Source organism: Micromonospora yasonensis (assembly GCF_026013475.1).
In the GTDB taxonomy this organism is placed as follows: domain Bacteria; phylum Actinomycetota; class Actinomycetes; order Mycobacteriales; family Micromonosporaceae; genus Micromonospora; species Micromonospora yasonensis.
On record NZ_JAPDPH010000314.1, the window covers coordinates 1 to 6,435 of the forward strand.

Sequence of the window (6,435 nt, forward strand, 5' to 3'; positions counted from 1 at the left end):
CCGCCCCCGACCACCAGCCCGCCGCCGAGCGGCAACCTGGCCGCCGGGCGGCCGGTGACCGAAACCAGCCACGCCGATGTGTACGTGGCGACCAACGCGGTCGACGGCAACGCCGGCACCTACTGGGAGAGCGCCAACAACGCCTTCCCGCAGTCGTTGACCGTCGACCTCGGCGCGGCGTACCCGGTGTCCCGGATCGTGCTGAAGCTGCCACCGTCGGCGGCCTGGCAGACCCGCACCCAGACCCTGTCCGTGCTCGGCTCCACCGACGGCTCGGCCTGGACCACCGTCAAGGCGTCGGCCGGCTACACCTTCGATCCCGCCACCGGCAACACCGCCACCGTCACCTTCCCGGCCACCAACCAGCGGCACCTGCGGCTGACCGTCACCGGCAACACCGGCTGGCCCGCCGGCCAGCTCAGTGAGTTCGAGGCGTACGCGAGCTGACGCCGCCGGGGTCCCCGCGACGCGGCGGGGACCCCGATCACCCCCACCACACCCACCTCTCCATATCCCCGGAAGAAGGTGTCCCTCCACCATGTCCAGATTCCGTTCCCGGCTGGTCGCGGTGCTCGCCACCATCGGGCTCGCGATCGTCGCGCCGCCTCCCGCCCCGGCCGCCGCGGCCGGCGGCCCCAACCTCGCCCTCGGCCGGGCCGCCTCGGCCAGCAGCGCCAACGGCCCCTACACCGCCGGCAACCTCACCGACGGCAACGCCGGCAGCTACTGGGAGAGCGCCAACAACGCCTTCCCGCAGTGGGCCCAGGTCGACCTGGGCGCCGCCCAGCCGGTCGACCAGGTCGTGCTGAAGCTCCCCCCGACCTGGGAGTCGCGCACCCAGACCCTGTCCGTGCAGGCCAGCACCGACGGCAGCGGCTTCACCACCGTGGTCGGCTCCGCCGGGCGGACCTTCAGCCCGGCGGGCGGCAACACCGTCACCCTGGCCTTCCCGGCCACCACCCGGTACGTCCGCGTCGCGATCACCGCCAACACCGGCTGGCCCGCCGCCCAACTCGCCGAGCTGGAGGTCTACGGCGTCGGCGGCTCGACCACCAACCTCGCCCTCGGCCGGACCATGGCCGAGAGCAGCCACGCCGACGTCTACGGCGCCGGCAACGCCAACGACGGCAACCCGGCCAGCTACTGGGAGAGCGCCAACAACGCCTTCCCGCAGTGGATCCGCGCCGACCTCGCCGGCACCGTCGGCGTGAACAAGCTGGTGCTCAAGCTCCCGGCCGGGTGGGAGACCCGCACCCAGACGCTCACCGTCCAGGCCAGCACCGACGGCGCCACGTACAGCACCCTGGTCGCCGCCGCCGGCTACACGTTCAACCCGGGCAGCGGCAACGCGGTCACGATCAGCTTCGCCACCGCCACCACCCGGTACGTCCGGCTGCTGTTCACCGCCAACACCGGCTGGCCCGCCGGGCAACTCGCCGAACTGGAGATCTACGGGCCGGCCACCGGCGACACCCAGCCGCCGACCGCCCCCGGCAACCTGGCCTTCACCGAGCCGGCCCCGGATCAGGTCCGGCTCACTTGGACCGCGGCCACCGACAACGTCGGCGTCACCGGTTACGACATCTACGCCAACGGGACGCTGCGCACCAGCGTCGGGTCCGCCACCCTGTCGTACACCGACACCCAGCCGGCCGGCGCCACCGTCTCCTACTACGTGCGGGCGCACGACGCCGCCGGCAACCAGTCCGCCGACAGCAACACCGTCACCCGTACCGGGAACACCGGGGACACCACCGCGCCGACCGCGCCGGGCAACCTCGCATACACCCAGCCGGCGTCCGGGCAGATCCGGCTGACCTGGACCGCCTCGACCGACAACGTCGGCGTCACCGGCTACGACGTGTACGCCGACAACGCGCTGCGCGCCAGCGTCAACGGCTCGACCCTGTCGTACACCGACACCCAGCCGGACACCGCCACCGTCTCCTACTACGTCCGGGCCCGGGACGCGGCCGGGAACGTCTCGGCGACCTCCAACACGGTGACCCGTACCGGCAGCACCCCGGGCGGCAGCAACCTGGCCGTCGGCAAGCCGATCACCGCCTCCTCGGTGGTGCACGTCTTCACCGCGACCAACGCCAACGACGACGACGTCACGACCTACTGGGAGGGGGCGCCGGGGGCGTACCCGAGCACGCTGACCGTGGCGCTCGGCGCGAACGCCAGCGTCAGCGCGGTCGTGGTGAAGCTGAACCCGGACCCGATCTGGGGACCGCGTACCCAGACCTTCCAGGTGCTCGGCCGGGAGCAGTCCGCGTCGGGCTTCACCACCCTGGTCAACTCGGCGACCTACTCGTTCAGCCCGAGCAGCAGCAACACGGTCACCATTCCGGTCACCGCCACCGCCGCCGACGTACGGCTCCAGTTCACCGCCAACTCCGGCTCGTCCAACGGTCAGGTCGCCGAGCTCCAGGTGATCGGCACCCCCGCGCCGAATCCGGACCTGACCGTCACCGGCCTGTCGTCCGCGCCGTCCGCGCCGGTGGAGACCGACCCGGTCACCCTCTCCGCCACCGTCCGCAACGCCGGCACCGCCGCGTCCGCCGCCACCGCGGTCACCTTCTACCTGGGCACCGCCAAGGTCGGCACCGCCGCCGTCGCCGCCCTGGCCGCCGGGGCCTCGGCGACCGTCGCCGTCGACATCGGCGTCCGCGACGCCGGCAGCTACGAGGTCACCGCCACCGTCGACGAGGCCGGCACGGTCATTGAGCAGAACGAGTCGAACAACAGCCGGACCGGCTCGCTGACGGTCAGCCCGGTGGCCAGCTCCGACCTGGTGGCCGGCGCGGTCACCTGGTCACCGGGCACACCGAGCGCCGGCGCCACGGTCGGCTTCTCGGTGTCGATCCGCAACCAGGGCACCGTCGCCTCGGCCGGCGGGGCGCACGGCATCACCCTCACCCTGCTCGGTGACACCGGCTCGGTGGTGCGCACCCTGACCGGCTCCTACAGCGGCACCATCGCGGCCGGGGCGACCAGCCCGGCGGTCAACCTGGGCAGCTGGACCGCGGCCAACGGGAAGTACACCGTGCGGGTCGCGCTCGCCGTCGACGCCAACGAGCTGCCGGTCAAGCAGCAGAACAACACCAGCGACCGGGCGCTGTTCGTCGGCCGGGGCGCGAACCTGCCGTACGACATGTACGAGGCCGAGGACGGGCGGATCGGCGGCGGGGCGCAGGTGATCGGGCCGAACCGGACCATCGGCGACCTGGCGGGCGAGGCGTCCGGCCGCCGGGCGGTCACCCTCAACACCACCGGCGCGTACGTCGAGTGGACCACCCGGGCGGCGACCAACACCCTGGTCACCCGCTTCTCCATTCCGGATTCGGCGGCCGGCGGCGGGATCGACGCGACGGTGAACATCTACGTCAACGGGGTGCTGCACAAGCCGATCAACCTGACCTCGAAGCACATCTGGCTCTACGGCGCGGAGGCGAGCCCGAGCGACTCACCGGGCGCCGGCGCCCCCCGCCACCTGTACGACGAGGCCAACGTGATGCTCGACTCGACCGTCCCGGCGGGCGCCACCATCCGGCTGCAGAAGGACCCGGCCAACACCACCACGTACGCCATCGACTTCGTGAACACCGAGCTGGTGGCGCCGCGGCCCAACCCGGACCCGGCCCGCTACACCGTGCCGAACGGCTTCAGCCACGCCGACGTGCAGAACGCCCTCGACGCGGTCCGGATGGACGCCACCGGCACCCTGGTCGGTGTCTACCTGCCGCCCGGCACCTACGACACGGCCCAGAAGTTCCAGGTCTACGGCAAGCCGGTGAAGGTGGTCGGCGCGGGCATGTGGTACACCCGCTTCCAGACGCCCACCAACCAGCAGAACACTGACGCCGGCTTCCGGGTGGAGTCCTCGGCGAGCGGCTCGACCTTCGCGCACCTGGCGTTCTTCGGCAACTACACCAACCGCATCGACGGGCCGGGCAAGGTCTGGGGCGAACTGAAGGACGTGGACAACCTGACCCTGGACAGCGTCTGGGTCGAGCACACGGTCTGCGCGTACTGGGGGGTGAGCGTCAGCGGGCTGACCATCCGGGACAGCCGGTTCCGGGACACCTTCGCCGACGCGGTGAACATGACCAACGGCAGCACCGGCAACCTGGTCACCAACTCAGAGGGGCGGTCCACCGGCGACGACGCGTTCGCCCTGTTCTCGGCCACCGACCAGGGCGGGTCGACCGGCAACCACGGCAACGTCCTCGAGAACCTGACCGCCACGCTCACCTGGCGGGCCGCGGGCGTGGCCGTGTACGGCGGCTACGACAACACCTTCCGCAACCTGTACATCGCCGACCAGCTGACGTACTCGGGCGTCACCATCAGCTCGCTGGACTTCGGTTACCCGTTCATCGGGTTCGGCGCCAGCCCGCCCACCCAGTTCCAGAACGTCTCGCTGGTCCGCTCCGGCGGCCACTTCTGGGGCCAGCAGACGTTCCCGGCGATCTGGCTCTTCTCCGCCTCGAAGGAGTTCCGGGGCATCCGGATCTCCGACGTGGACATCGTCGACCCGACGTACTCCGGGATCATGTTCCAGACGAAGTACACCGGAGGCCAGCCGGAGAACCCGATCACCGACACGGTCCTCAGCAACGTGTCCATCTCGGGGGCGAAACGCAGTGGTGACGCCTTCGACGCCAAGTCCGGGTTCGGCATCTGGGTCAACGAACTGCCCGAGCCCGGGCAGGGCCCGGCGGTCGGCTCCGCCACCTTCACCAGCCTCCGGCTGACCGACAACTACCAGGACATCCGGAACACCACCAGCACGTTCACCATCACCCGCAACTGACCCCGCGAACCGGCGCCGCCGGGTGGACGCAGGTCCGCCCGGCGGCGCTCCTACAGCCCCGCGCAGGGGCTGCCGTCGACCGTGCAACCCTTCGGCGCCTGGCTGCGCGGGTCCGGATCCCGTACGTCGAAGCGGATGGTCGCCGTCGCGCCGGGCGGGACCGCCGGCCCGGTGAACGTGACCACCTCCCCGTCCTGGGTCGCCGTCGCCCCGTTGACGTTGCCGACCGTCGCCCCGGAGGCGACCGTGACGACCACCGTCCAGGTCTGCTTCGCCGTGCCGCCGGGGTTGCTGACCACGACCTCGCCCCGGTAGCCGAAGACCCGGTCGGCGACCGTCCGGTAGGTGGCGGCCAGCGCCACCGGTGACGCGCTGGCGGCGCGCGTGCGGCTGGGGGTCGCCGACGGGCTCGGGGCGGCGGTGGCGCTGCTGCGGTTGGCGGACCGCGGTGAACGCGACGGGCCGGCTGCGGGCGTACCACCGTGGGTGCTGCTCGGCATCACCAGCGGGGTCGCCTCCGGCACCGGGGCCGGTGCCGGTGGCTCCGGACGGGTCACCCACACCGCCAGCCCGCCGGCCAGGGCGAGGCACCCCAGACCGCTGATCAGCACGGCCCGCCGGCGGCCGGCCTTGGCCCGCGTCCGCACCAGCGGCAGCTCGGCGGTCAGCCCGCCGTCGGCGCGGCGCAGGTCGACCTGCTGGAACGCCAGCCAGTCGAGGATCGCCGGCAGCCGCACGGTGACGGCCTGCTGATGGTGTTCCGCCCGTGCGTCGGCGTCCCACTCGCCGTGCTCCAGCGATTCGCCGACGGTCAGCCGGCAGCCGTGGCCGGTCGGGACGAGCGTGGCGGTCAGCAGGGTCCGCCGCCCGCCCTCCTGGCAGCGCAGCACCAGCAGCTCCGGCACTCGCAGCTGCGCCACCTCCGCCTCGACGTCGGCGTCGAACCCGGGCAGCCCGGCGGTACGCAGCAGCAGCCGGTCCGGCGCGTCCGGTGCCGGTGTGGCCTCGGCGAACCACTTGGCGACCAGGCCCCGATCGGTCAGCGCCTGCCATACCCGGTCCGCGGGATGGAACAGCTCGACCTCGGTGTCGATCTCGATCACGCGGAGACTCTACGGTGCGCCGCGTCACCCCGTGCTGGACGGTCGACCCGTCCGGCGCTCACTCGGTCGGCTGCAGCGCCGCGACCAGCAGCAGGAGCGTGGTGATGGCGATCTCGGGGACGAACTGGTACAGCTTGCGGCGCTCCAGCGGCCGCCCCTTGGTGGCGTGCGCGTACAGCGCCAGGTGCACGGCGCGGATCACCACGTAGCTGATCGTGACCAGGACCGGCCCGGCGACCCCTCGCGTAGGCCGCCGAAGGTCTGCGGCAGGGCCAGGGCGAAGGTGAACAGCGCGATCATGCCGATCACCATCAGCACCGGGACGAAGCCCTCGCCGAGCCGTATCCGGCTGGCCACCACGCTGTGCACGATCCAGCACCACCAGAGCACGGCGAGCACCAGCATCGCGTGCAGCAGCTGCCGTCCGCTCACGTTCGCCGCGGTGGCCCGGGTGATGATGAAGAACGACACGACGAAGACCAGATCGAAGAAGACCTCGAACTTGTCCACCCG

At 72.0% G+C, this 6,435-nt stretch carries 5 protein-coding genes; 2 read left to right on the forward strand and 3 right to left on the reverse strand.

The window, feature by feature from the left end; translation table 11 throughout:
• Both ONA70_RS33800 and ONA70_RS33805 read left to right on the forward strand, forming a co-directional pair.
• On the forward strand, positions 1-447 hold a 447-nt coding region (locus ONA70_RS33800; RefSeq protein ID WP_265010547.1), incomplete at its 5' end, for a discoidin domain-containing protein.
• 91 nt (positions 448-538) lie between these two features.
• Complete coding sequence (locus ONA70_RS33805; RefSeq protein WP_265010548.1) at positions 539-4,819, forward strand: discoidin domain-containing protein; 4,281 nt, start codon at positions 539-541, stop codon at positions 4,817-4,819.
• 50 nt (positions 4,820-4,869) lie between these two features.
• On the opposite strand, the gene ONA70_RS33810 is transcribed toward ONA70_RS33805, so the two are convergent.
• The 3 genes from ONA70_RS33810 to ONA70_RS33820 form a co-directional block, all read right to left on the reverse strand.
• Entirely contained in the window at positions 4,870-5,922 is a 1,053-nt protein-coding gene (locus tag ONA70_RS33810; RefSeq protein ID WP_265010549.1) for an SRPBCC domain-containing protein, read from the reverse strand.
• Between the two features lie 58 nt (positions 5,923-5,980).
• On the reverse strand, positions 5,981-6,127 hold the full coding sequence (locus ONA70_RS33815) for a hypothetical protein (RefSeq protein ID WP_265010550.1): 147 nt from the start codon (positions 6,125-6,127) through the stop codon (positions 5,981-5,983).
• Positions 6,121-6,435, reverse strand: a 315-nt coding sequence (locus ONA70_RS33820; protein ID WP_265010551.1) for a low temperature requirement protein A, incomplete at its 5' end; no start/stop codon positions are given. The genes ONA70_RS33820 and ONA70_RS33815, both read right to left, overlap by 7 nt.